18 protein-coding genes and 2 riboswitches are annotated in these 23,083 nt (G+C 36.8%); of the genes, 2 read left to right on the top strand and 16 right to left on the bottom strand.

Annotation, left to right across the window (positions count from 1 at the left end):
* Positions 1-120: 120 nt before the first annotated feature.
* From LG276_RS07795 to LG276_RS07785, 3 genes are all read right to left on the bottom strand, one after another.
* Entirely contained in the window at positions 121-1,512 is a 1,392-nt protein-coding gene (locus LG276_RS07795) for an L-cystine transporter (protein ID WP_251161263.1), read from the bottom strand.
* 265 nt (positions 1,513-1,777) lie between these two features.
* Positions 1,778-2,578, bottom strand: coding sequence for a pyrroline-5-carboxylate reductase (proC, locus tag LG276_RS07790; RefSeq protein WP_251161262.1), 801 nt, complete (start codon positions 2,576-2,578; stop codon positions 1,778-1,780).
* 195 nt (positions 2,579-2,773) lie between these two features.
* Positions 2,774-5,863, bottom strand: a complete 3,090-nt coding sequence (locus tag LG276_RS07785; protein ID WP_251161261.1) for an efflux RND transporter permease subunit — start codon at positions 5,861-5,863, stop codon at positions 2,774-2,776.
* Positions 5,864-6,172: 309 nt separating this feature from the next.
* On the opposite strand from LG276_RS07785, the gene LG276_RS07780 reads away from it, so the two are divergent.
* Both LG276_RS07780 and LG276_RS07775 read left to right on the top strand, forming a co-directional pair.
* A complete protein-coding gene (locus tag LG276_RS07780) occupies positions 6,173-7,018 on the top strand; it encodes a TetR/AcrR family transcriptional regulator (RefSeq protein ID WP_224939063.1) in 846 nt (281 codons plus the stop codon).
* Positions 7,019-7,175: 157 nt separating this feature from the next.
* Entirely contained in the window at positions 7,176-7,400 is a 225-nt protein-coding gene (locus LG276_RS07775) for a hypothetical protein (RefSeq protein WP_191814601.1), read from the top strand.
* Between the two features lie 505 nt (positions 7,401-7,905).
* Here the strand turns inward: LG276_RS07775 and LG276_RS07770 are convergent.
* The 13 genes from LG276_RS07770 to trmL all read right to left on the bottom strand — a co-directional run bounded on the left by LG276_RS07770 (position 7,906) and on the right by trmL (position 23,058).
* Positions 7,906-9,102 carry a homoserine dehydrogenase gene (locus LG276_RS07770; RefSeq protein WP_251161260.1) on the bottom strand — a complete coding sequence of 399 codons (1,197 nt, stop codon included), beginning with the start codon at positions 9,100-9,102 and terminating at the stop codon, positions 7,906-7,908.
* Positions 9,103-9,127: 25 nt separating this feature from the next.
* Positions 9,128-10,852, bottom strand: coding sequence for an acetate--CoA ligase (gene acsA / locus LG276_RS07765; protein ID WP_251161259.1), 1,725 nt, complete (start codon positions 10,850-10,852; stop codon positions 9,128-9,130).
* A gap of 21 nt (positions 10,853-10,873) precedes the next feature.
* Positions 10,874-11,602, bottom strand: coding sequence for an ABC transporter ATP-binding protein (locus LG276_RS07760; protein ID WP_251161258.1), 729 nt, complete (start codon positions 11,600-11,602; stop codon positions 10,874-10,876).
* A 12-nt stretch (positions 11,603-11,614) separates the two neighbouring features.
* The gene (locus tag LG276_RS07755) at positions 11,615-12,442 is read right to left on the bottom strand and encodes an ABC transporter permease (RefSeq protein WP_373370895.1); all 828 of its coding nucleotides are present in this window, start codon (positions 12,440-12,442) and stop codon (positions 11,615-11,617) included.
* A 21-nt stretch (positions 12,443-12,463) separates the two neighbouring features.
* Positions 12,464-13,456, bottom strand: a complete 993-nt coding sequence (locus LG276_RS07750) for an aliphatic sulfonate ABC transporter substrate-binding protein (RefSeq protein WP_281203071.1) — start codon at positions 13,454-13,456, stop codon at positions 12,464-12,466.
* Positions 13,457-13,480: 24 nt separating this feature from the next.
* The gene (locus LG276_RS07745) at positions 13,481-15,280 is read right to left on the bottom strand and encodes a PLP-dependent aspartate aminotransferase family protein (RefSeq protein ID WP_251161255.1); all 1,800 of its coding nucleotides are present in this window, start codon (positions 15,278-15,280) and stop codon (positions 13,481-13,483) included.
* Positions 15,281-15,356: 76 nt separating this feature from the next.
* A riboswitch (SAM riboswitch) is annotated at positions 15,357-15,467 on the bottom strand.
* A gap of 183 nt (positions 15,468-15,650) precedes the next feature.
* Positions 15,651-15,751, bottom strand: a riboswitch (SAM riboswitch).
* A gap of 65 nt (positions 15,752-15,816) precedes the next feature.
* Positions 15,817-16,443, bottom strand: a complete 627-nt coding sequence (locus LG276_RS07740) for a CoA pyrophosphatase (RefSeq protein ID WP_095369977.1) — start codon at positions 16,441-16,443, stop codon at positions 15,817-15,819.
* A 33-nt stretch (positions 16,444-16,476) separates the two neighbouring features.
* Positions 16,477-17,427 (bottom strand): MBL fold metallo-hydrolase, encoded by a 951-nt coding sequence (locus LG276_RS07735; protein ID WP_224939055.1) that lies wholly within the window; start codon positions 17,425-17,427, stop codon positions 16,477-16,479.
* A gap of 266 nt (positions 17,428-17,693) precedes the next feature.
* Complete coding sequence (gene yhbH, locus LG276_RS07730; protein WP_095369979.1) at positions 17,694-18,866, bottom strand: sporulation protein YhbH; 1,173 nt, start codon at positions 18,864-18,866, stop codon at positions 17,694-17,696.
* Positions 18,867-19,172: 306 nt separating this feature from the next.
* Positions 19,173-19,337, bottom strand: a complete 165-nt coding sequence (locus LG276_RS07725; RefSeq protein ID WP_224939054.1) for a hypothetical protein — start codon at positions 19,335-19,337, stop codon at positions 19,173-19,175.
* A gap of 63 nt (positions 19,338-19,400) precedes the next feature.
* On the bottom strand, positions 19,401-21,296 hold the full coding sequence (locus tag LG276_RS07720; RefSeq protein WP_251161254.1) for a PrkA family serine protein kinase: 1,896 nt from the start codon (positions 21,294-21,296) through the stop codon (positions 19,401-19,403).
* 457 nt (positions 21,297-21,753) lie between these two features.
* Complete coding sequence (nfsA, locus tag LG276_RS07715) at positions 21,754-22,503, bottom strand: oxygen-insensitive NADPH nitroreductase (RefSeq protein ID WP_224939052.1); 750 nt, start codon at positions 22,501-22,503, stop codon at positions 21,754-21,756.
* Positions 22,504-22,584: 81 nt separating this feature from the next.
* Entirely contained in the window at positions 22,585-23,058 is a 474-nt protein-coding gene (gene trmL / locus LG276_RS07710) for a tRNA (uridine(34)/cytosine(34)/5-carboxymethylaminomethyluridine(34)-2'-O)-methyltransferase TrmL (RefSeq protein ID WP_095369981.1), read from the bottom strand.
* Between the last annotated feature and the right edge of the window lie 25 nt (positions 23,059-23,083).

The raw sequence follows: 23,083 nt of genomic DNA, 5'->3' as shown, positions 1-23,083 counted from the left end.
AATAGAAACATCTATTGGCTAAATAAAAAATCCGAACACCTCTTCAAATGCTAAAGCAATGCAAGCATCTGATTGATGAGTGTTCGGATTTTCTTTTTTACCAGTATAGGATTGAATGAGTTAGACTTCTAATTCTTCAATTTTATTATGTGGGTCATTATAAACTTCTTGGTCGATATCTTTCGTCATTTTACTCGTTAATATACCCGAAGTCATAGATCCACTTACATTTACCGCTGTTCTCCCCATATCAATTAATGGTTCGATTGAGATTAATAAACCCGCAAGAGCAATAGGTAAATCTAAGGCTGAAAGGACGAGAATGGCTGCAAAAGTTGCTCCTCCACCTACTCCCGCAACGCCAAATGAGCTGATAACAACTATAGCGATAACTGAAAGGAGAAAACTTGGTTGTAATGGATTAATCCCAACCGTAGGTGCAATCATAACAGCTAACATAGCCGGATAAATACCCGCACAACCATTTTGTCCAATAGAGAGACCAAATGAACCTGCGAAATTGGCTATTCCATCTGATACCCCTAATGATTTTTGCGCCTTAATATTTAAAGGTAATGCCCCAGCACTTGTTCTTGACGTAAAGGCAAACGCAAGCACCGGAAATGCTTTTCTTAAGTATTGTAGTGGACTTAATCCGACAAATAGTAATAATAACAAGTGAATTAGCATCATAACCGCTAACGCTACATATGAAGCAATAACAAATTTCCCTAAATTGTAGATTGCAGAGAAATCACTTAACGCAACTGTCTTTGTCATAATAGCAAGCACGCCATAAGGAGTTAATCTAAGGATTAGTGTAACCACACGCATAATAATGCTATAAAAGGCATCGACAATTTTTGCAAATATCTCTGCTTGCTCAGGTGTTTTTCTTCGTACGCCCAAGTAGGCAATACCTAAAATTGCTGCAAATATAACGACTGATATCGTTGAAGTCGCTCTCGCTCCTGTTAAGTCAAGAAAAGGGTTTGCAGGAAGTAACTCTAAAATTTGTTGAGGCAATGTTTGAGCTGCTAGTGATTGAGATGTTTCTTCCATTTGTGTCCCTCTACTGACCTCTGCATCTCCCTCTTCAATTTGGATGGCTTCTAAATTAAAGACGGTTGCCGAACCAATACCTACAATAGCAGCCACAGCTGTAGTCCCAAGTAGTATTCCAATAATTAATACACTAATTTTACCAATATTACTTGAGAGGCTCAATCTTGTAAACGCTCCTAAAATGGAAATAAACACGAGTGGCATCACAATCATTTGTAGGAATTTAACATAACCCCCACCAACTAGTTGAAACCAATCCGTCGACCTTGCCAATACTTCTGAAGTTGATCCATAAATCAGTTGCAATGCTAAACCAAACAATATACCTATTCCCAATGCCGTAAAGACTCTTTTAGAAAATGAAATATGTTTACGTTGCATAATAAATAATAAACTAATAAAACCAATCATTAATGCTAAGTTAATAATAAACCATACATTATCCATCATTACCCCTCCTAATATCTTACTTTTGCACAATTTTATATGATAATACGATTATTCCTATACGTCAAGTATGAATTACGATTTAATTATCCTTTATGGTATATGCTTTTTTCATGAATATATACCAATCTATCTATAGGCCTTTCTTACTTAACATTTTCAACTGTTTTTGCCGATTTTTTTAATCCCCTTTGAAAGCCAAAAAGCTGCAGCATCGCTTAAAATAAGCTAACGATGCTACAGCTAAAATAAAAACTCTTATTGCTTATAAGCTTCTTACCTTCTCGCTGCATGCTTTCATAGCAGTGAGAACAGATGAACGAAATCCTGTTTCTTCTAACTTGCTGACCGCATCAATAGTCGCACCTCCAGGGGTACAAACCTCATCTTTTAACATTCCAGGATGTTTACCAGATTCAAGCACCATCTTTGCTGCACCTAATACTGCCTGAGCACCTAGTTTATAAGCAGTGTCTCTTGGTATACCGTCTTTTACCGCTCCATCAGCCAATGCTTCTATAAATAAAAACACATATGCAGGAGAAGACCCGCTAATTGCTGGAATGCCATCCATTAATGACTCATCCACTACTTCCACTTTCCCGATAGCAGAAAAGATGCGTATTACTTTACTTAATTTCTCTTCATTAATATACTGGTTGCTACTTAGCACACTCATTCCCTCACCAACCAGTGAAGGTGTATTTGGCATTGTACGTACTGCCATTACATTTCGTTCAAAGTACTTTTCGATATCATGTAGAGTAATGCCAGCAGCAATGGTTACGATAATGCTATGTTCATTTACTTCCCCTTTTATTTCATCAATTACTTCCTTATGATCATTAGGAGGAACCGCTAAAAAGATTACTTCGGCGCTTCTCGCCACTTCTTTATTGGAGTGGGTTGTATGAATCGCATACTTTTCTTCTACCTTATGTAGTGTTTCTTTCGTTCTTGCACTTGAAATCATTTCATGATGACTGACTAAACCGTTTTTTAATATGCCGCCAATAATCGCTTGTGCCATTTTTCCACAACCGATAAACCCTATCCTTTTTTCCATTGTTATCACTCACCTTTTCCTTACTCTGGTTCATTTTAACATTATCACAGCTGCATTGAAAAAAAGTTTAATACACTTCTTTAAGGTAATCGCAGAACTAATGATAACTATATTTGCTACAAGCTACCCTTATTCATTAGATAAACTTCATGAAAAAAATAACCCAAAGCATCAATGCTTTGGGTTATTTATTAATTAATTATCTTGAACATCTTTTCGATTCTTTTTAAACATTTTTGATAATACTTCATACACAATAGGAACAACGACTAGAGTTAATAAGGTCGAACTTGCAAGACCACCGATAACTGTGATACCTAATCCTTTAGAGATTAAGCCTCCACCGCCTGAACCAAATAATAATGGAACCAGCGCACCCATTGTAGCAATAGCTGTCATTAGTATCGGACGAAGACGAGTGGCACCCGCTTCTAGAATAGCGTCTCTCATCGTCATACCATCTCTTTCCATATGAATGATCCGGTCAACTAATACGATAGCGTTCGTAACAACGATACCGATTAACATGAGTAGACCCATCATAACCGTAACAGAGATTGTTTCCCCTGCAATGTATAATCCGACAAAGGAGCCAATGACTGCAAACGGTAGTGAGAACAGAATGGCAAACGGTGCAACACCCTCACCAAATGTAACAACTAAGATGAAATATACAATCGCAATAGCGGCAAGCATTGCTAAACCTAATTGCGTAAACGTTTCGTTCATATCTGCAGTTACACCAGCAACATCAAGAGTTACCCCTTGTGCCAAGTCTAAATCATCGATACCTTTATCCAGTTCACTCGTAACTTTGGATAAATTATCTGAAGTTACTGTGGCAGAGACAGTTGCATAGTACTCACCTTTACTACGAGACAATGTATTTAATGTTGTCCCTTCTTCTACATTAACAAGCTCAGATAATGGCATTTCTTGGCCTGTTGCAGTCGGAACCTGTGTATCTAATAACTCATCAATTGATTTCGCAGGCTCAGCAGCTTCAGTTTGAATAATGACATCTATTTCATTACCATCACTTTGAACAGTTGTCAGCACTTCACTATTACCTTTATCGTTTAACGCCATAACGATTTGACCTGTCGTTAAGCCATACTGCATAACGTCTGCTTGCTCAACTTTTAAGATATGTTCTACATAAGCATCTTCTGCTGTAGATGAAATATCATCTAAGTTATCGGTATCATGCATGACATCTTCCACTTGTGCCACGGCATCATTTAGTTTATCTAAATCCTCACTATACAATGTATAGCTTACTTCACTAGTATTCGCACCCATTGAAGAAAAGTCCTGAGATTTCCACTCACCAGATTGTTCAATATTGAATACATATTCTTCAATTTCTTCTCTTACCTCTGGGAAGTTCTTCATATCTGGATCAAAAATCAGATACATAAGAGCCCCACTAGCGCCGCCACCCATCATCATAGCAGCAGGATCTACATTGTCTGGGTCATTAATGGACAATTGTAGTATATCAATATCATCGCGTTTTAATAATTCTTCTTCTACTTCAGAAATATTCTCTTCCGTTATATCCATCTTCTCGCCGGTTTCAGGTGTATATGTTAAATACATTACCTTCTCTTCTTCACTTCCAAGGAAGCTAAAACCGATTAATGGAGTCAATGCTAATGATCCAGCTAATAAAAGAATAGCAATAGCTGACGTAATAATTTTATGGTTTAACGCTTTACTTAGAATGCCTTTATACCATAAAGCAAGTTTACCTACTTCTTTATGATTGCTCTCCTCTTTCTTACCGTAAAGTTTTTTCTTAAATAAGAAATGAGAGAGGGCTGGGACAATTGTAATCGCAACAATTAATGAAGCGCCCAATGCAAATGTCATCGTTAAAGCAAACGGAACAAATAGTTCACCAACCATTCCACCTACGAAAATTAACGGCGCAAAAACGGCCACAGTTACTAATGTAGACGAAAGAATCGGCTTAAACATTTCAATAGTCGCTTCCCTTACTAAAGCACGACCATTTAATTTTTCCTCTTTCAAATGTAAGCGACGGTATATATTTTCCACAACAACAATCGAGTCATCAATTACACGACCAATTGCTACTGTAACCGCTCCAAGAGTCATAATATTTAACGTAATATCCAACCAATTAAGCACTAAAAATGCCATAAAAATCGACACCGGAATAGAAACAATGGATATAATCGTTGACTTAAAGTCTCTTAAAAAGAGTAAAATAATTAATACAGCAATTAAACCACCAAAAAGTGCTTTTTCAACCATTGTGCTAACAGACTTTTCAATCGGTTCACCCTGGTCTAAAGAAATATCAATGGCAAGGCCATTATACTTTTCTGTTTCTTCTTCAACATAATCTTTTACACGATTAACTACATCTACTGTGTTATCCTGTTGTCCTTTTACAATTTGGATCGCAATCGCATTTTCTCCATTTGTACGAGAAACAGACTCTACTTTACCTACTTGTTCAATTTGAGCAAGTTCACTTAGCTCAACAAATGGTTGTGGGTGGTCGGCAGTTGGTGTTACTGGGATCATCATTTCTTTCAACTCATCAATAGTTGTTACTTTCCCATCTACCGAAACAGCTTCTTCAGCTTCTTCAAAATCAAATAACCCTAAAGATAATGCCATATCACTTGCTTGAATCAGTTCTTTTACATCATCTTGATTCAATTCAAACTTGGCTAGCTCTTCTTCATCCCAAGTAAATTCAACTTGTTCAATATGTTGACCGGTCATTGTTGCAGATGCTACACCTTCAATCTTTTCAATATCAGGCAAGATTACATCTTCAACTAATTCAGTCAGTCCAACAATATCTTCTTCTGTACTACTAATTGAAAGTGCAACTACTGGCATCATATTCATGCTGATAGATGTCACAGTCGGCTCTTCCACATCTTCAGGAAGATCTAAATTAGCAATCGCTCTTTCTAGCTCAACCTTTTTATCATCCATATCAGCGCCATATTTATATTCTACTTGAATACTTCCTACATTCGCACTTGAATTAGAATAAACAGCATTGACATCTTCAAGTCCTTCAACTGCCTGTTCAATTGGCACTGAAACCTCTTCCATCACCTGCTCAGGGGTGGCACCAGGATAAACACCATTTACCATTAAAAATGGAATAGAGATATCTGGGATTGTTTCAGTTTTCATCTGTGTAGTTGAGTAAACACCTGAAACTGTAATAATTATGGTTAATAACCACACAGCGAGCTTATTCTTTAAAACGAAATTGACTATGCCCTTCACATTGACACCTCTTTTTTTAAAAATTCGATTCTCCTTTACCCGATAACCATTATGTATATAGTAGAAATCAGTGTAAACGAAGTCTAACAAATAAGAATACTAACTATCATACCCAAAAGGAAGCCATTACTGGTTCTATAGAATCTATTTTGTTTGTTTTCTTGACGACAAACTCGGGTATCCTATAGAATATGACTAGTGGGTCACATCACCAATAAATATAACTGACCGGTCAGTCATGTGTCAATTATATTATTGTGAAGTTTTTGTTAACACGGAGATACTTCTTCGGTTAAGGAGTTGTTACAGATGAAAGAAAAAGAAAAAATAATTATTGAAGCTGCGATCAAATTATTCGCTAAAAAAGGATATACTGCCACATCTGTACAAGATATCGCCACTGATAGCGGCATTTCCAAAGGTGCATTTTATTTATATTTTAAATCGAAAGAAAAATTGTTAGAGTCTTTATTAATATATTATTTTGATCAATTAACTGAAGAAATCATGCAGTGGGACAACAAGAACCTTACTGCAAGAGAAAAATTCAAGGCACAAATCAATACAACCATTGATATGTTAATCCAACATAAGGATTTTATTATTACTCAAACAAGAGAACAAACCATACCTATTAATGAATCAATAAAAGAATTATTATTCACAAAGCAAATTGAAATGAATGAATTTTACCGCAAAAGTTTATCTTCTATATATGGAGAAGAAATGACTCCTTATTTATGGGATTTATCTCAACTTCTTGATGGTCTTTTTCATTCATACGTAAAAATATTAATTATTGACAAAGAAATATTTAAGCCTGAGCATGTGACTGATTATTTATTAAATAGAATGGACTCTTTAGCAGAGGGTCTAAAAAAAGAAGAACCTTTGATCACTGAAGCTAAGATGAACCGTTTCCTGCAAAAATTTAATATATTTTTACCAAATACTAGTCCATCGACTACCATCGCAGATATTAGACAACAAATACAAGAATGCGATGATAAAGAAACATTAGAGGTTTCCCTCGACATGATAGAAGAAGAAACCCAAAGGGAATATCCTCGACTTCCTGTCATTAAAGGAATGATTACTAACTTTAATCAATATCCTGATTTAAAGAAGCAACTGAATGATTTATTACAATTATAGAATGAGAGAAATTTGTCGATAAAAAGACCAACCTTTTTACTGGACATTTTCACTTTAAACGTTTATTTTACTATAAACAGGTAATATAAAGAGATATAGTGTAAACGAAGTAGAAAACTTCTGTACTTATAATTTATAAGAATGGATGGTGGAGAATATGGCAAATAACAAAGTTACGAATATCAGAAAGAATGAAAAGAAAGATGTAAGTATCGGAACAAGCGTGTCTTTAAATGGTCTCGTTACAGCAGTCTTTGATAATATGGTTCACGTACAGATCGGGGCTAAAATTGTCACTGTCAATATAAAGGATTTATATTCAGAAATCAACCAAACGCTACTTCCAAAACAATCAGTAAAAACACCATCGCAATCCGTCTAAAAACTGGTAAAGATTATATTTCCTAGGATAGTTAGCCTATAAAAATAAGGCTAGTTATCCTTTTTTATTTAGATAATGAACGATACATATATGAAATTAAACAGTTGGTTGTTGATGATGTAAAAGTTTACATAAAAAATTTATTCATCCTTCGCTTATTTTCACTAGATATTTTTATTTTTTAACAATATGACATTGCCACAAATGAATTTCAACTCTATTATTTTATATACTTTGATGAATACGGGGATTCTTCTTTTCTTCATTTTAGGTAAGCAGGACTACTAAAAGAACCATATAAATATTCGTATCATTCAAATATTTCATGGATGATTTCTTTTCACTGCATAGTTATTGTTATTGACCAATGCAAACAGAGCCATAAAAATACTTACCTTGTTCAACGAACGATTCCTCAAGTTGAACAAGGTAAGTAAAATAGACCATGATCCTTGCAATTGTCTAGTTTTTTCAACAGAACTATAAGGTTTTATCATTTACTACTTTAATGGATTTTTTTCATTTCTTTTAATCTTGTAGCATCACCTAATATTTGAATAAAGGAAGCATCTTCTATACGTAAATCCCCCTCTATTTCTACTACCCATGTATCATCAGCAATCATCTTCATAATTTCTGCTCCTTCAGGTAATTGCTGTAAGACTGAACGTCCATATGCAATCCAACTCGTTTTCGCACTACGGTGTTGATCAATGGTGGACTCTTCATTAAAAGTATACTCCTGATCCTTTTCTGATAAATGAATCAAATCTTCTATAATTGCACTTGCTGTTGGATACATACCTGCACCTGGCCCCTGCAAACTAATACTCCCGACAATATCCGCCTCGATATGGATAGCATTTTGCACACCTTCCACCTGATATAAAGGATGGTTACCCTCAACTAACACTGGCCGAACAGCACATTTCACTTGAGAATGAGCGTATTCAATAGTTGCCACGTGCTTGTATCTAAGACCTAATTCATTAAAGAAAGTAATATCTGATTTAGCAATACTCGTAATCCCGTTTCTTTCAATCTGTTCGCTTATTGGTTTCTCTCCATAAATCAATTCACTTAAGATAGCTGCTTTATAATACGCATCAAAGCCTTCAACATCATTCGTCGGATCCGCTTCCGCATAACCTAATTTTTGCGCTAGCGCCAGAGCATTATCAAATGATAATTGCTCTTCTCTCATTTTGGTTAATATAAAATTAGATGTACCATTCAATATGCCTTCAACCTTCGTTACTTTATTAGCATTTAGCAGTTTTTTTAAAGTTTGAATAATAGGAATACCGCCTGCCACAGTAGCCTCGTAGCCGACTGAGACGTGATATTTTTTTGCTAATTCTCTTAAGATATTACTTTTTTCAGCAAACATCTCTTTATTTGCCGTAATCACGTGGCGACCTTTTTCAATCGCACTTTGTAAATAAGTTGCAGCCGGTTCAATACCAACAATTGCATCAATTACTACATCAATATTCTCCAGTTGTTGGATTTTTTCATATTGGTTTGTCAAAATAACTGACTGATCGGGGGCAGTATGCTTCTCAATGTCTCTCACTAAAATAGCAACAACCTTTACTTCTTCACTTAATAACTTTTGCAAACGCCCTTGATGCTGTTGAATTGTACGGTAAACGCCTTTACCAACAGTACCATAGCCAAGTAAAGCGATATTAATCGTCAAACCTTTTACCTCCCATTACATCATATTACTGTACTTTTTGACTAAGTTTGGCAAGCTCTCTTGCCTTTAATTCTCTGCGCAATATTTTGCCACTGATTTTTGTTTTAGGAAGTTCTGTGACAATTTCCATTTCTCGTGGGGCAGAATGAGCAGCTAATCTTGTTTTTACAAACTTTCTAATCTCTTCAAGTAAGACATCACTGCCTGTATATCCTGTTCTTAGGACAATAAAGGCTTTGACGATTTCACCTCTTAATGCATCTGGTTTACCAATAACTCCAGCTTCTGCTACAGCAGGGTGTTCAATGAGCTTACTTTCAACCTCAAAAGGTCCGATTCTCTCCCCGGAAGAATTGATCATATCATCACTTCTACCTTGGAAGAATATATAGCCATCCTCATCTTGAACAGCCAGATCTCCTGATACATACCAACCTTCAAAAGGAAAATATGACTGGTATTTCTCCTCATTCTTCCATACTTCTTTCATGATTCCTGGCCATGGTGCTTTAATTGCTAAGTGACCAATCGACCCTCTTGATTGTTCGACACCATCATCATCGAGGATAGCGATGCTTATACCAGGAAATGGTCGACCCATTGATCCGGGTTTAATTACTTCTGAAGGTAAATTGACAATTAATTGTGCCCCTGTTTCAGTCATCCACCATGTATCATGTATTCTTTTCCCTAACGTTTCTTTTCCCCAATAAATGACCTCAGGATTTAACGGCTCACCCACACTTAATAAATGTCTTAAGTTGGTTAAATCATAATCATTTGGTAGCTCATTTCCTTCTGCCATTAACATTCTGTATGCTGTCGGTGCACTATACCATACAGATACTCCAGTTGTTTCTAATGTATGATACCAACCCTTTGCATCAAATCGGCCACCATTAACGACAATTGTCGCTCTATTCAACCAAGGTGTAAAAATGCCATACACAGTTCCCGTAACCCAACCTGGATGTGCGGTACACCAATACACATCATCATCTTTTAAATCCAGTACCCATTTCCCTGTTTGATATTGATGAACCATCGCTCTATGAGCATGAATAATTCCTTTTGGCTTTCCCGTTGAACCGCTTGTATAGTGGATGTTTAAACCATGCTCAAGATCAACCCACGTCGTGATATCTTCTTCCTTTACTGTTTTCTCTAATTCTTTGATGAGAGAAATTTCCTTTTCACCTAATAATTGTACGTCATCCGCATCAGTAAGAAATATCTTCTCTAAACAAGGTAGTTCGTTTTTTGGTACTCTATTAAGTAAGTCAGTATCCGTAATCAAAAACCTTCCATCACAATCAGAGATTCGATCTTTTACTGCTTCCTCCATAAATGCTTCAAAAAGAGGACCCGCAATTGCGCCGAGTTTAATGGTGGCAATCATTGTAAAATAACAATCGGGGTGTTTAGGTAGAAAAATAAAAACGAAATCACCTTTTTTCACCCCTTGGTTCCTTAAAACGGTGGCGATATGATCTGTTTTTTCTTTAATCTCTGCGAATGTGTATGTCTCTTCATATGCACCATTCACATAATGCAATCCTATTTTGTTTCCATAACCGTCAACCACATGTTTATCAATACATTCATGAGCCATATTGACTAGACCTGATTGGCTCCAGCTAAACTGTTGTTTAACCTCATCCCATGAAATATTTTGACATGCCTCTTCATAGTTCGTTAAGTTGTAATCTCCTTCAATGGGGGCAAGCTGTTGCCGCTCTATCACTGTCATAAGTCATTAGCTCCTTTATTTTTAGATTGCTTTCGAATGAGATAAATCTAATAATTGCAAAATCTCATCTTTTAGTACAGCAAGATCTTTATCTCCTCTTGATCTTGGTTTTGATTTGTCAATTTTTATTTCTTGATATAATTCTCCCGGCTGTCCCCTAAGAATAATAATGCGATCGGCTAAATATAATGCTTCATCAATATCGTGCGTTACTAAGAGGATAGTTGATTGATAGGTTTGCCAGAGATTCAGTAATAAATCTTGTAATTGCATTTTTGTAAAAGCATCTAATGCACTAAACGGTTCATCTAAAAGTAATATTTCTGGTGAGGTAACGAGAGCTCTGGCAATGGCCACCCTTTGCGCCATCCCGCCAGATAAATCTTTCGGATAATGGTTTTCAAACCCTACTAGCCCAACGGCTTTAATATATTGCGCTATTTTACTATGAACTTTTTTTTGTAGACCGAATCCAATATTGTCATAAACTTTTAACCAAGGCATCAGTCTAGGTTCCTGAAAAATCATCCCGATTTTCTTATGAACATCATGGACAGTTTCGCCATCTATTACAACCTGACCATCATATTGTTTATCCAAGCCGGATAATACACGTAAGAGCGTACTTTTACCGCAACCACTTGTTCCTAAAATCCCAATGACTTCACCCTGTTCTACCTTCAAGTCAATATTTTTGAATCCCGTTGTTCCATTTGAAAAAGTTCTAGACACTCGCTCAATTGATAACAATCTTGCCACCTCCTACTTCTTGACGATCGTATCTTGCCAATGCAATGTTTTTGTCTCTAAACCCTTTAAAATGGCATCTGTTATTTTTCCTAATATGGCAAATAAGACGATACTAGAAATAATTAATTCCGGTGCATAAGTGTTTTGGCCATAAACAAGCAAGTAACCAATACCTGTAGAAGCTCCCATTAATTCAGCTGCAACAACGAACATCCAACCAAGTCCCAATCCGCTTCTCAGCCCTACTAAAAAAGATGGCAAAGCTGCTGGTAATATAATCTTCGAAATTAATTGCCATGAGCTAAAATGATAGATTTTCCCCACTTCAATTAGTTTACGGTCAATTCCTTGAATGCCTGAAACGATATTTAAATAAACTGGGAAGAAAACACCGACAGCGATTAAAACCACCTTGGAAGGTTCTCCAATTCCCATCCAGAGAATAAATAAGGGCACCCATGCCAATGAAGGTATGGAACGAAAAGCTTGAATTAGTGGATCTAATAAACTTTCGACTGTGGAAAAGTAGCCAACAGCGGCGCCAATAATTAATGCTGCAACAGTGCCAAATAAAAAACCAAGCACAAGGCGATATAATGTAATGCTCGTATGTGTCCATAAACTTCCATCTGTCGTCATTGTCATAAGTGATTGCAAAATGATTGATGGAGCCGGGAGTAAATGAGGAGGGAACACACCGATCCGACTCAAGTACTCCCATGCAAGAATAAGTAAGATTGGCACGATACTTCCAAGTAATACCCTTTGAATACTAGGATTAGTTTTTCTATGCTTCTCCTTACCCTCATTTACTTTTGGGATCGCTATGACTTCCTTCATATTCATTCTCCTTTACTAACCCTACTGAATGACCTCTGTTGAGAAATCTGGGTTTATTAATTCATCAACCACTTTACCTACGTCATCACTCTTAATAATGCCTTCTTCTTTTAAAACCTCACCAGCCGCATTTAATGCTTCTATTTGCACTTCACCAGGAATTGGCTCATTAAAGTCATTTCTCTCTAATTCTTTTTTCGCTACCTCAAGGGTGATTTGTGCTTCTTCTGCCAGTATCTCTGCCGCTTCTTCAGGATTTTCTAATACCCACGTACGAGCTTTTTCATAAAGCTCAATTACTTCTTTTACTTGTTCAGGATATTTCTCAGCAAATTCGCTTCTCACATTTAATGTGCCATACGTGTTAAAGTCGATATTTCGATAAATAAATTCTGTGCCTGCTTCAAGTTCTAATTTAGCCATATGTGGATCTAAACCAGCCCAAGCGTCTACTTGCCCTGTTGTTAATGCCGTTCCACCGTCAGCGTGTTGCAAGTTAACGATTTCTACATCCGTTGATGTCAATCCGGCTTCATTTAAAGAGCGCAGTAAAAAGATATATGGATCTGTTCCAATCGTTGCTGCTACTTTCTTTCCCTTCAAGTCTTCAACTGATTTGATAGCTGATCCTTTCGGTGCAACTAATGCCGTCCATTCTGGTTTTGAGTATATATAGACTGATTCAATTGGAGCACCATTTGCTTTTGCAATTAATGCCGCTGCACCTGCAGTTGAACCAAAATCTACACTGCTGCTATTAAGAAACTCAAGTGCCTTATTACTCCCTTGACTGAGGACAAACTCAACATCAATATCATCTTCGGCAAACGCTTCTTCTGCCCAACCGAATTTCTTTAAAATGACACTTGTTGGAGAATAATAGGCATAGTCTAAAACAATTTTTTCTGGTTTTCCTTCGCCATTGCTATCATTAGTGCTTGCCTCACTATCCCCGCAAGCACTAATGAATCCAATTGATAAAACGACAATTAAAAATACGAACCATTTCTTCATTGATGACTCTCCTCAACCTCGGTTTTAAATTTCACAAGCAAAGGTTACAATAGAACCTCTTAATCTCTGTGCCTCTTTATATGTGCAGCGATTTTGTACCGCTTCAAGTCCAGCTTCTTTTGCTATTTCAACTGCTTTTGGAGAAATGACACCTTCTTGCAGCCAGAACACTTTTGGTTGGATTTCTACTGCCTCTTTCGCCACTTCTATCGCAGCTTCAGGGCTTCTAAATACTTGCACAATATCAATGGTATAAGGAATGGATTTTAAATTTGGATATGCCTGTTCACCTAATACTTCTGTTTCTCTTGGATTAACTGGCACGATTTGATAACCTAATCTTTGCATTTTTCTTGCTAAACGGTAACTTGGTCTAGCAGGATTTCCACTTAAACCAACAACAGCAATCCTTTTTGCTCTTTGCACCTCTTCGCCATCCACATCTTCTTTTAATGAGGATGATTGTAATGCCCACCGAATAACACCTTCATCATTTACTGCTGTTTCTCCTTTTTGTTCTCCCTTCGAAGAAATACCAGTCGCTTCAAAGAAGGCTTGATCTAAGTCATTGGTTAAATCTCTAACCGATTCAATCCCAACTGATAAACGTATGAGCTCCTCACTTACACCGCTTTTAATTAAATCTTCTGCACTTAACTGTTGATGAGTGGTTGAAGCCGGATGAATAATGAGTGACTTCGCATCCCCTACATTGGCTACATGAGACCACAATGCAATGGTATCTATCACTTTCTTACCTGCATCTCGGCCACCTTTAATACCGAAGTTCACAATGGAACCGAAGCCAGTGTTTAAATATTTCTTCGCGAGTTCATGCGCTGGATGCTCTGCTAAACCTGGATATGCGACCCAATCGACAGCTGGATGGGCGTTTAAGAAATGAGCTATCTTCGCTGCATTTTCCGTATGTTTCTCTATACGTAAATGGAGTGTTTCCAATCCTTGGAGTAAAAGAAATGCACTATGTGGGCTTAATGATGACCCAAAATCGCGCAGCAACTGAACACGAAGCTTTGTACTGAAAGCGAGAGTACCAAACTCATTCGCATAAACAATACCGTTATAACTTGGGTCTGGCTGAGTAAAACCAGGAAACTTATCATGATTCCAATTAAATCGTCCGCCATCAACTACAAGTCCACCAATTGTTGTTCCATGACCTCCAATCCATTTTGTTGCCGAGTGAATGACAATATCTGCACCCCATTGGATTGGTTTGCAAAGATAAGGTGAAGCGAAAGTATTATCAATAATAAGAGGAATATCATTTTCATGAGCAATATTTGCAACTGCCTCTACATCTAGGACATGAAGACTTGGGTTCCCAATAATCTCTCCATATAAAGCCTTAGTTTTTGGCGTAATCGCTTTACGGTAATTCTCAGGGTCAGAACCATCAACAAAATGAACTTTAATCCCATATTTCGGAAGTGTTATAGCAAAAAGATTATATGTTCCACCATAAAGGTTCGAAGCTGCAACAATCTCATCACCCGCTTGGGCAATATTCATAATCGAAAGAGCTATAGCTGCCATTCCAGATGAAGTCGCTACTGCCGCTACCCCATCTTCTAATAAAGCAATACGTTTTTCTAATACATCTACCGTTGGATTACCGATTCGTGAATAGATATTTCCCGTCTCATCCAATGAAAATAGGCTTTGCGCATGATCTGTATTATGAAAAACATATGAACTCGTTTGATAAATAGGAACTGCACGAGATCCCGTTGTCGGGTCTGGTGATTGACCTCCATGTAATAAAATCGTCTCATCATCATAAGTGTTAAATTGATTCGTCATTATATACTCTCCTCTACTTTTTAGTCGGATAATTAAAATAAATAACCCCCTCTTCATAAGAAGAGGGGGTTGCCTCATCTTATCTTCCAGACATTCACTGCCTGCAGGATTTAGCACCTTTTCAAGCATTTGCTTGAAGGTTGCCGGACTTCATAGGGCCTGATCCCTCCGTCACTCTCGATAAGAAATATTTTATTTTTTAAAGCGTTAATACTTTAATTACAAATAGAATTATATCCAAAAAACAAATTGTCGTCAATATAAAATCTGAATATATTTTATATTCCAATAAAATATTATTGGCTTCATCACATAAAAAGCCCTTCCACCAAGAAGGGCAGAAGGGCTTTGAATTCACACGCTCACCTTCTCCTTATCTTTGGATAATATCCTCTGAAATTGGCACCATACAAAAGATTGCTGGTTGCCGAGGCTTCACTGGGTCAGTCCCTCCGCCTCTCTGGATAAGAAGTTCTATTTATTTGTTTAACATCATATACCCTTTTATAGGGAATCGTCAATAACATTTTGAAAATTTATTTATTTTCATCCTGGATAAGTGTCAAAAAATGATACAGTATCTTAGCTGTTAACCCCCATATCACATGACCTTTATAAGTATAAAAAATTTCTTGCATCCTTCGCGTTTGCCATTTATATTTTTCCCCATTAGGAATGAGATGATAAGGGAAGCTACTATTAGGCTCTGGCTTCATCTCAATATAATGAATTGATGGTCCCTCTTTCAAAAAATAAGCAAGTGGTACTGTGAAAATTTGATCCACTTCCTCTGGATTTAGCTTAAGATCACTGATGCTCTCTATTGTGCCTACAAACGGATAAATCACTGTATCATAAGGTGTCACTACATAATCAAGTTCTGAAAAAACAGAGACTTCTCCAATTGGGATACCTAACTCTTCACTGGTCTCCCTTTTTGCCGTCTCAATCAAATCCACATCGTCTTGATCCATTTTCCCCCCAGGAAAGCAAATTTCCCCTGGCTGTCTTCTCATAGATAAAGACCGTACTTCAAACAAAATATGTATTTCTCCATCTTTTTCTATTAGGGGAAGAAGAACAGCGAATTTAACCAATCTAGAGCTACCCAATATATCTGATTGACGATGCTGTATCTCTGATCTTATTTCTTCCAAATCCATGTTAATTACCTCCAAACCACACGACTTAAATCTTTATTTCTCTTTCTGCAATCTATCAATCATCCCCATTGTGCAGACATTTAAATCTAAGCCTATTAGCTTCTTATCCTCTGCACTAAGTTCAACATGGTGCGCTGTTAATAAATAATGTTTTACTTGTTCCAACAATTCCGATTGTATGGCTTCCTGCATTTTTATTATGTCATTTTCTTGGAGAAAAACGTCATCTGCAACTGAAGTAAATATAGGTAACCAATAACGAATTTGTGTAAAAACATCCTTTGGTTCAGGGCCCTCACCATAATGCCCAAAAAAGATATGTTGTGGTTGAAGTGATTCGATTTTTTCAACAGAAGATAACATCGCCTCTGGATCAAACTGATTAGGAGAAGTCGATGGCAGGACTAATGGATATCCTTTTCTTGCTATGCCAGGATAAAATACGCCAATTGTATCGCCAGTAAAGAAGCCATTACTTTTCGAATCATGGATTGAAAAGTGGTGCTTTGCATGGCCAGGGGTATCATAGAAAGTTAACAAACGTCCACCGATATCCAATGATTGTCCCTCTTCCATCGCGACTAACCTCTTCTCATCAATTGGCACAATCGGATTAAATAGTTGATCAAACTCATCGCCATATACCATTCTAGCACCAGCAATTAATTTACTAGGGTCAGCTAAATGCCGTTTACCTCTTGGATGAACATATACTTTTGCTTCTGGACATTGTTCTAAGAACAAACCAGTTCCACCAGCATGGTCTAAATGTACATGGGTGACAATAATATGCTTGATATCTTCTAGGTTAATGTTCAATTCTTGCAACCCTTCTATAAGGTGAGGAATCGAAGGACTAGCGCTTGTTTCAATCACTGTTAATTCTTCAGCACCTAATATATACGCCCCCGTACGCTCAGGTGTTTGTAAATCCATTAAATCAATCAGTTGAATATCATTACCTAAATCTTGAATTTTGTGCAAAGGAAACCCCTCCATATTACTCTTTATGAAAATTATGACATAAGTAGATGAAGAGAGCTACTTAAAAGAATTACAGATAAAAGTGCTCAAATCTACCTAGTGCTTAGTCAGTTGAGCAAAAAAAAACACAGCATCAATCGCTGTGATATAACTAAAAAGCTCGATTGCTTTGTTCTCATCATTTTTCAAAACCTGCCTCCGAAACGCTCGTAAGTAAGCTATTACACTTCAGAACTTAGTTGCGAACCTTTCAAAACAGGCTCTCATTACGCTAACTTTTCCTTCTGTTCTTGTTCTTTAAAAAAGCCTTTCATCGCATGGAATACATCAGCCTTCTGCTTTAAAATATAATAACGGAACAAATCATTTTTTATATTTTTGTATGCTGACATTAAAGTAGAATGGCGGTTATATTGATTCACTTCCCCGTAGCCAAACATACTTGATACTTTCATTAACTCCTCAACAAGTTTTACACATCTTGCATTATCTGAAGTTAAATTATCCCCATCTGAGAAATGGAATGGATATATATTATATCTGACTGGGTTATACTTTTGATCAATTAACTCCAATGCTTTACGATAAGCAGACGAACAAATTGTGCCGCCACTTTCACCTTTAGAAAAGAAATCTTCTTCTGATACTACCTTTGCTTCAGTATGATGCGCAATAAATTCAATTTCTACCGTTTCGTATTTCGTTCGTAAAAACCGAGTCATCCAAAAGAAGAAACTTCTGGCCATATATTTCTCCCAGATACCCATCGATCCACTTGTATCCATCATCGCTAGCACAACTGCTTTCGATTCAGGCTTCACGACTTCATTCCAAGTCTTGAACTTTAAGTCTTCTTGATAAATGGGGTGAAAAGCTGATTTCCCGTGCATCGCATTTCGCTTAAATGCTGACATCATTGTTCTCTTTTTATCTATATTCCCCATAAGACCAGTTTTGCGAATATCATTAAACTCAATATTCTCAACGACAATTTGATCTTGTTCCTTTTTCTTTAAGTTCGGTAGCTCCAATTGTTTAAATAACGCTTCCTCAATTTCCATTAAAGAGACTTCCGCTTCAAAGTAATCTTCACCCGCTTGATCCCCTGCACCTTGGCCTTTGCCTTGCCCTTTCTGACCTGACCCATCTCTCGCTACTACATCACCAACTTGACTATCGCCATCGCCTTGACCGACATGCTTATTCTTATCATAATTGTAGCGAATTTTATATTCATCTAAGGAACGAATCGGTATTTTAACGACATCACGGCCATTAGACATGACAATGTTTTCTTCTGTAATCAGGTCAGGTAAATTGTTTCTGATGGCATCCTGTACTTTTTCTTGATGGCGTTGTTGATCATCATGCCCTTTACGATGGAGGGACCAATCTTCCTGTGACACGACAAACTGATGGTTTTGATTTTTTTCGGTCATTCTCATTTGCCCTCCTTTTTTGTTTATAAAAACTTTAAGGATTTTACGGAATTCATTCACATATCTCACCAAAAAACATACAATATGACGAGTGTCCATCGCTAACCTGAAAATGTTTACTTATAGCTAGGTTCAAAAAATGTTGATTACTCTATCCTATGCTTTAAAACAGAATTATTTACATATTATTTAGACAATTATTAAAGTTGGGCGATTACTATCTATCATCCATCGTTTAACTAATACAAAATTGAATATAATGAAAAAAGCAATGGGGTCCATTGCTTTTTTCATTGTTTGTACCTTTTATAATTTTCGCTTACCAACTTCCTGTTTAGGATCAGGTGTTTTTTGCATTTCTTTCAATTCTTCTTTCGATTTCATTTGTTCCATTTCTTTTCCAAGAGTTTCTATTTCTTCTTCATTGCTTGCCATTGAGCTATTTTCCGGTACTTTTTCTTCTTTTGACATATTCGTCACCTCTATTGTTTAAATACCCTATTTCTGTCTTTTTTAAACAATAGACTGGGCGGTTTACCTATTTAATAGACTACCCACATAACGAAGTAAATCATTCGCAGATGTGGAATTATAGCCATGTTCATCAATAAGACGTGCGACTACTTCATTAATCTTCTTCAATTGTTGTTCATCCGGTGTTTTAGAAGAAGTTGTAATTTTGACGACATCCTTTAAGTCAGCAAATAATTTCTTTTGAATAGCTTCACGTAGGCGATCATGCGAATTATAATCAAAACGTTTACCTTTTCTAGCATAAGCACTAATACGAATGAGAATTTCTTCACGAAACGCTTTTTTAGCATTTTCTGAGATCCCGATTTGCTCTTCAATCGAGCGCATTAGTTTTTCATCTGGATTAATTTCTTCTCCAGTAAGTGGGTCTCTTAGTTTAGCCTTATTGCAATAAGCCTCAACATTATCAAGGTAATTCTCCATTAATGTTTTCGCTGATTCTTCATAAGAGTAAACAAATGCCTTTTGCACTTCTTTCTTCGCTATTTCATCATATTCTTTTCGAGCAAGTGAAATAAAGTTCAAATAACGTTCTTTCAGTTCAGCAGTAATTGATGGATGTTGATCTAATCCCTCTTTTAATGACCTTAATACATCTAAGGCATTAATCGATGCCATCTCTTTACGAATGATGGTAGAGGAAATACGATTGATTACGTAACGTGGGTCGATGCCACTCATTCCCTCATCTGCATGTTCTTTTTTCATTTCTTCAACGTCTGCACGATTAAACCCTTCTACACTTTCACCATCGTATAAACGCATCTTCTTAACTAAGTCAATATCGCCTTTTTTTGGATCCTTCATTCTCGTTAATATGGTAAACATAGCAGCAACTTTTAATGTATGGGGAGCAATATGAACATCTGACACATCACTTTCAAAAATCATTTTCTCATAAATTTTCTCTTCCTCAGTTACCTTCAAATTATATGGAATTGGCATCACAATAATCCGTGAATGCAATGCCTCATTTTTCTTATTACTAATAAACGAACGATATTCCGTTTCATTTGTATGAGCAACAATTAATTCATCCGCTGATATTAAGGCAAACCGACCTGCTTTGAAGTTTCCTTCTTGCGTTAATGATAAGAGATGCCATAGGAATTTTTCGTCGCATTTGAGCATTTCTTGAAATTCCATCATACCGCGATTGGCCTTATTCAGTTCCCCATCAAATCGATAAGCTCTCGGATCAGATTCGGAACCATATTCGGCAATTGTGGAAAAGTCTATACTTCCTGTTAAATCAGCAATGTCTTGCGATTTAGGGTCAGAGGGGCTAAATGTACCAATCCCTACCCGCTTATCTTCAGAAAACATCACTCTTTCGACTATTACCTCTTCAATTTTTCCATTATATTCTTGTTCAAGCCTCATCATATTGAGTGGTGATAAATTTCCTTCAATTCTAATTCCATATTCATCTAAAAAGTCTTTGCGCAAATGATGTGGGATAAGATGAAGTGGGTCCTCGTGCATTGGACAGCCTTTAATGGCATATACCGCTCCTCTATCTGTTAATGAATAGGCTTCTAACCCTCTCTTTAACATCGTCACAAGGGTTGACTTCCCGCCGCTTACCGGCCCCATTAATAATAATATCCGCTTTCTCACATCTAATCTTTTCGCCGACGGATGAAAATATTCTTCGACAAGTCGTTCTAATGACTCTTCTAGGCCAAATAATTGATTGCTAAAGAATTCATATGTTTTCTGCCCTTTCACATCATTAACACCAGCGTCTTTAATCATATTATAAACCCGTGAATGTGCGGACTGGGCAACCCATGGCTTTTCTTTTATGATTTCTAAGTACTCTCCAAAAGTCCCTTCCCATTTCAACTTTTCCTCTTCTCGTCTATACAACTCCACTTTTTTTAGAATATCCATATGGACCTCCCCCTGTCACATTATCAGAGACGATTATTACAATCTATGCTTGAAGAAAAACAAACATGCTTACCGAAAACAAATGACAAAAAATTTAGTCGATTAAAGGGCTTTACAAATAAAAACAACATTAGATTATCCATCCCCCAAGATCTGTGTAAAGTGGGTCTTGAATAACGCTAATATCTAATACACATTCCTATGCAGAACTGTCCAATAATATCCATGATTTGCATTCACTATTTAAATTTATTAGGATATAATAAAGTTATATGTTGTGTTTCTATTTTTAGGAAAAAGGAGGCCATACATAATGGGTACAGTCCTAATTTTAGGTGTGATGGTGGCATTTTTAGTTTCAATTTTCACAGCGGGCTATGATGATAAGCCTGGTAAGCACATTAAATAATATGCGCTAACACAAAAAAACTGCGAGAGTCTAACTCCCGCAGTTTTTTTATCGTTTATCTAAACCTTTTTCTTGAACAAATTGCTTCATGTACATTCTCTTTTTACGCTCAAACATACCGGCAATCTGACTTGTCCAAGTGTCATCACGCTTACCTGCTGTTCGTTCTTTATAATAAGCAGAGATCACCTCATTGTATGCTTGTAATTCTTGAATATATAGGTCCTTGTCCTGTTCATATTCATTTTCATGATAAATATGATCCATTGGTAAACGCGGCTTTTGCGCATTCCTTTTCGCTGGGTACCCAACTGCTAGTCCGAAAAGTGGTATCACATGATCAGGTGTTTTTAATACTTCGCTTACTTCTTGAAGTTGATTCCGTAAGCCACCAACATAACAAATGCCAAGACCCATGGATTCAGCTGCTAAGCTTGCGTTTTCTGCTGCTAAGGCTGCATCGATCAAAGCTACCATAAATTTTTCCGTACTTTCAATGGACTCAGTTAAATCTATCCCTTCTAGTTCTGCAATGACTTCATGACGATGAAGATCTGCGCAAAACACAAAGAAATGGCCACTGTCTGCAACAAACCCTTGGTTTCCTGCCAATTCGGCCAACTTTTCCTTCTTCTGTTGGTCGGAAACACCTATAATAGAATACGCTTGTACAAAACTTGAAGTAGAAGCAGACTGAGCGGCTGTCACAATCTCCTTAATTTGCTCTTTCGTTAAACGTTTATCCTCAAAATGGCGTACTGAACGATGGTCTTTCATCAATTGAATCATTTCATTCATAATCTCATCTCCCCTATGTAAAAACATTAGATTATAAAAAGAAGATCTTGCCATATGTAAGAGCAGACCTTCTTATTCACGCTAGCTCATTCGTGGATACCCTTGCTGACGAAGGGCTTCATAAATCAAAATAGCTGCTGTGTTTGATAAATTTAATGAGCGCATATGCTCATTCATAGGAATTCTTAAAGCTCGATCTAGATTCGCTTGAATAAATTCCTTTGGTAAGCCAGTTGTTTCCCTTCCAAAGATAAAGAAGTAATTTTTTGATTGATCACTATAATCAAAAGTAGTATGCGGTTGTTTCCCATGTTTTGTTAACAAGAAAAATTCGCCGTCTTTATTTTTCTCTAAAAATTCTTCTAACGAATCATAATAAACAATATCTACATACGTCCAATAATCTAAACCCGCTCTTTTTAACATCTTATCATCCGTTGAAAACCCTAATGGTCGAATTAAATGAAGCGTTGTATAAGTAGCTGCACAAGTACGAGCGATATTACCTGTATTGCTTGGAATTTCTGGTTGATATAAAACAACATTCACTGACACTAACTGTTCACCTCTATTATAATAT

Origin of the sequence: Cytobacillus kochii (assembly GCF_044790165.1) — a bacterium.
GTDB lineage: Bacteria > Bacillota > Bacilli > Bacillales > Cytobacillaceae > Cytobacillus > Cytobacillus kochii.
The sequence above is the reverse complement of the archived record's forward strand: the minus strand, read 5'-3'. Positions and strand labels throughout refer to the sequence as shown.

What these genes read in the sequence shown, in the direction of transcription:
- LG276_RS07795 (WP_251161263.1), bottom strand. Translation starts at nt 1,512, where the DNA reads ATGGATAATGTATGGTTTATTATTAACTTAGCATTAATGATTGGTTTT.
- proC (WP_251161262.1), bottom strand. Translation starts at nt 2,578, where the DNA reads ATGGAAAAAAGGATAGGGTTTATCGGTTGTGGAAAAATGGCACAAGCG.
- LG276_RS07780 (WP_224939063.1), top strand. Translation starts at nt 6,173, where the DNA reads ATGAAAGAAAAAGAAAAAATAATTATTGAAGCTGCGATCAAATTATTC.
- LG276_RS07775 (WP_191814601.1), top strand. Translation starts at nt 7,176, where the DNA reads ATGGCAAATAACAAAGTTACGAATATCAGAAAGAATGAAAAGAAAGAT.
- acsA (WP_251161259.1), bottom strand. Translation starts at nt 10,852, where the DNA reads ATGACAGTGATAGAGCGGCAACAGCTTGCCCCCATTGAAGGAGATTAC.
- LG276_RS07755 (WP_373370895.1), bottom strand. Translation starts at nt 12,442, where the DNA reads ATGAAGGAAGTCATAGCGATCCCAAAAGTAAATGAGGGTAAGGAGAAG.
- LG276_RS07750 (WP_281203071.1), bottom strand. Translation starts at nt 13,456, where the DNA reads ATGAAGAAATGGTTCGTATTTTTAATTGTCGTTTTATCAATTGGATTC.
- LG276_RS07745 (WP_251161255.1), bottom strand. Translation starts at nt 15,280, where the DNA reads ATGACGAATCAATTTAACACTTATGATGATGAGACGATTTTATTACAT.
- LG276_RS07740 (WP_095369977.1), bottom strand. Translation starts at nt 16,443, where the DNA reads ATGGATTTGGAAGAAATAAGATCAGAGATACAGCATCGTCAATCAGAT.
- yhbH (WP_095369979.1), bottom strand. Translation starts at nt 18,866, where the DNA reads ATGACCGAAAAAAATCAAAACCATCAGTTTGTCGTGTCACAGGAAGAT.
- LG276_RS07725 (WP_224939054.1), bottom strand. Translation starts at nt 19,337, where the DNA reads ATGTCAAAAGAAGAAAAAGTACCGGAAAATAGCTCAATGGCAAGCAAT.
- LG276_RS07720 (WP_251161254.1), bottom strand. Translation starts at nt 21,296, where the DNA reads ATGGATATTCTAAAAAAAGTGGAGTTGTATAGACGAGAAGAGGAAAAG.
- nfsA (WP_224939052.1), bottom strand. Translation starts at nt 22,503, where the DNA reads ATGAATGAAATGATTCAATTGATGAAAGACCATCGTTCAGTACGCCAT.